Annotated in this window: 2 protein-coding genes and 1 pseudogene; 1 reads left to right on the top strand and 2 read right to left on the bottom strand. The window is 33.2% G+C overall.

Annotated features, from left to right (window positions below; translation table 11 throughout):
* Positions 1-680, top strand: a pseudogene (locus JCM12259_RS15565) (relaxase/mobilization nuclease domain-containing protein); the annotation flags it as partial.
* Between the two features lie 46 nt (positions 681-726).
* On the opposite strand, the gene JCM12259_RS12420 reads toward JCM12259_RS15565, so the two are convergent.
* Entirely contained in the window at positions 727-957 is a 231-nt protein-coding gene (locus tag JCM12259_RS12420) for a hypothetical protein (protein ID WP_025066682.1), read from the bottom strand.
* Positions 958-962: 5 nt separating this feature from the next.
* Positions 963-3287: an OLD family protein gene (locus JCM12259_RS12415; protein WP_025066681.1), complete on the bottom strand. Its 2325-nt coding sequence runs from the start codon at positions 3285-3287 to the stop codon at positions 963-965.
* Between the last annotated feature and the right edge of the window lie 331 nt (positions 3288-3618).

Genomic DNA, 3618 nt, shown 5'->3' with positions numbered 1-3618 from the left:
GCAAGAGTGGCGGAGGAAATAAGTCGCTCGAAAGGCTTGATCATTGCAAAGGAAGTAAAGGCGGAAAGACAACACCAAAAAGCAAAGGCCAATCCTACGAGAGAACAGACCAAGCAACAAATACAGAAGATTTGCTATGCCTACTTGAAAAATACAAAGGCACGGGTATCACAGGGCACTCCATGTTTCTCTACGAATTGAACAAGAACAACATCATCATAGAGCGCATGAAGAACAAACAGGGAAAAGTCTATGGTTTGAAGTTCTCCTACTGTGACCAGACATTCAAAGCTTCTGAAATCGGCAGGGAGTTCGGCTACCGTTCTTTGCAAAAGAACTTTGGATCATACAATAAAGCCGAAACAAAGGAGACGATGACAAAAGCGCCCACAATAGCACACGAGTCAGCAAAGAATAAAGCTCAACCGGATACAGGCTATCAACTCGTCCCTCCCAGCCGTTCGTGCATACTACCGAAAAACACAAATGATAGTTCGTCTATTGCACAAGCCGTAGGAAATGTAGCAAGCACTGCCTTGAATGCTGCCGAAGAAATGATTTTGGGGGCAGGTGGACTTATTAATCCACAGACACATGGTGATGATTATGCAGAGATGGCATGGCAACATAAACTCAGAAACCAAGCCAAGAAAAAGAAGAAAAGAGGAAGAAGTATATGAGGCTATCTTTTTTTGTGTTATTTTTGTATTACAAATCATACAAAAGCTATTCTAAAGGTTTATTCAACCCTTCATCAACAGCACCTTTGATTTTATCAAGCAATTCTATAAATTTTTGTTGTTCGAACTCCTCTATATTCTCCCAGTCGCATTCTATTTCATTCTTTTTAATAAGTTGTTTTAACATTTCCACATAGTCATAATCTATGACAGCAGTACCTTTCTGTATTTGAATAGTAATATTTCCAATTTCGTCCTTTTTAAAAAATAATTTCATATGCTCTACTTTGTAAATTTCTTTAAGTTATATTTTTTTACTCGTTTCTTTATTGATGGTTTGCCACCATCCGTTATTGAAGCAATTAAATCAAGAACTGATTTTTCTCCGATTTCTCCTTCAAGCGGTGATGAACGAATTACTATCACTCCATTTTTATTTTCACAATAAATAATTTGTTGGGCATCTCCCATCATAGGAATTGTTGCATTATGGGAAACAAGAATTATCTGTTTCGTGTTTTTTACCTTCTTAATAGCATTCACTAAACCATCATTAATATATTTAGTTGCAAGATTATCTTCTGGCTGATCAATAATAATGGGAGCTATATCTTTATCATATCCAAGAATAAGATCTAATAGTACTGAAGTTTTCCATCCCGCACTAAGACGACTGAAATCTTTTCCCTCTTCAGTTATAATACTATAAACGGTCTTATTCATATTTTCAAAATCTTTATATACTCTATTTATGAAGTCTTGATAGTCTGCTACTTTCGGTTTTTGCCCACTAAAATTCTTTTGGTATAATTTCTCTGGTGAAATATTATTAAAAGTATCAATTTTACAAATCGTTTTTAATTTATTATTAAAGACATCAAGAACAATATTCTTGTTAATTTTATATTGATTTTTTATAAATAGAGAATGTCCCGAGGATTTTATTTCTCTTGTTTCAAACTCAACTTGATAGGACGCTATTGCATGTAAGTATTTCTTGAATTTTCTATTTAAATAAATATAATCACTTATTTGCTTTATCAATTCATTGAATTGCTGTGTTTTAGTTTGATCTTCCAGGCTTTCTGATCGAAGAATACTTGCATATGTGCTATTGGCATTGTCAATAGTTGTAAAAACACCATTTTCAACTTCACTATATTTATACACAGTCTGTAATACTTTGATCAATTCATCTATAGTTGTATTATAATTAGCCACAAAAGGATTATTCCGTAAAAGCGTTTTTATTTCTAATAATGTGGATATATGACTAGTTTTCTTACTATTCTCATAGGAAATAGAATTACGTTCATTTGATTGGGGTAGCAGGATGGAAATAATGTTTTGTCTAGTGGGCTTTAAAACAAGTAATCTGCCTACTTGTGGAGTCACTCTCATCTTATGTTCTATAGATTCAATATCTTCTACCGTGCGGATTAGTTCTGTTAAGTCTTTTTTTAATGTAGCAAGGCTATTTCCTACTTGGGCTGAAATTTCTCTATTGTCAGGAAACAGGCTTTTAATGATTTCGATATCTTCAATACCTTGCTCAGAATCATTTCCTATAACTTTCATAATATAATTCTGTCCTAAGTAGTGAGGAGTCATCTCCGAAGGATTAACTACATTGATATTTTCAACATCAAAATCTTTATAATCGGAATTTTCAAAAGATTTCTTGGACAGCTTCCTCCATATAGAATCAACCAAAAGTGTTTTACCGCTTGATGAGCCCCCAATAACAACATTGAGTCCTGAACTAAATTGTACATCTATATCAAGAAGCTCATTTTTATATTTAACGCTTTCAATTTTCTCAGACCATGATTCTGGTTTAGTTTGGCTATATATTAAACGAGATTTCTCAGACAAAGATAATCTGAATCCTTCAAAAGTGGGTTGAGAAAACATCCAAGTTGGAATGAAAGGTTCTGCATCCTTGGCTTTAGCATCAGGGTATCTATCTGGATCATAATTGTCTGAACACGTTACAAGATTTACAAAATCACTAATACCAAGTTTTTGAAAGTATTTATCTGTCTCATCTCGTTTAGATTCACTTCTTGCTGTAAAGCCATCGAACTGATTGTAATAAACGCTACGCTCCATCATAGTATCAAACTTTTTTGTTGGTGGTATAGCCTTATTGAAGGTAGCGTGAGATTGCCCTCCATGAGGAAGTAGAACAAAATCATAGTTGTCAAACTCATTGATAACCTTATCAAGAGTTGGAATAGAAGTATCCTTCTTTTCAACTGTCTTTTGAGGATAAAGTCTTTTTAATATACCATTTATATCGTCTATTGACTGTTCCGTTACCTCATTTTTGAAAAACATATGGCAATGATATGCCTCTGTCTCTGGAACATAATGGATATGTAATTCTACGCCAAGAATTAAATGTATATCTGTACTACACGCATCAAGTGCAGTAATATATGCTTTCTTATTTATCACATTATGGTCAGTAAACGAAAGCAAAATACTTTGTCCTTGTGCTTTGCTTCTTACCTTACTGAAAAGAGTTTCAACGTCATAATCCACATTAAGATTGTCAGGGTTAGATAATGTATGAATATGAATGTCAATGTAAACAGGTTCCATATGTCGAAATATTATTCTATAAATACCAACTAAGAGTTCCAAATCTATAATTAATTATAGTGTAAGAATATTCTCAAAGAAGTATAATACAAAGATAGTGTTTTTATGGCACAAATCCTTTGTTTTCTGATAAAAAGTATATTTTTCACAATAAAAAGTTGCTCTGTTCGGTATTAAATATTATCTTTGCATATAGAATTATAAGTGTTCTTTGTCGATGCAGAAACCTGCGATTAATAGCACTTCGCTCGTTTCCAAATCGTTACCTATTTAGCTTACACAATAAGGTAACTTCTTTATTTTCAATTAGATACATTTTTGAATTTATCTT

The sequence above is a fragment of the Hoylesella enoeca JCM 12259 genome (genome assembly GCF_000613405.1).
Taxonomy (GTDB): domain Bacteria; phylum Bacteroidota; class Bacteroidia; order Bacteroidales; family Bacteroidaceae; genus Prevotella; species Prevotella enoeca.
The sequence above is the reverse complement of the archived record's forward strand: the minus strand, read 5'-3'. Positions and strand labels throughout refer to the sequence as shown.

Bases quoted from the DNA above. Each gene is read 5' to 3' on its own strand.
- JCM12259_RS12415 (WP_025066681.1), bottom strand. From the start codon at position 3,287: ATGGAACCTGTTTACATTGACATTCATATTCATACATTATCTAACCCT.
- JCM12259_RS12420 (WP_025066682.1), bottom strand. From the start codon at position 957: ATGAAATTATTTTTTAAAAAGGACGAAATTGGAAATATTACTATTCAA.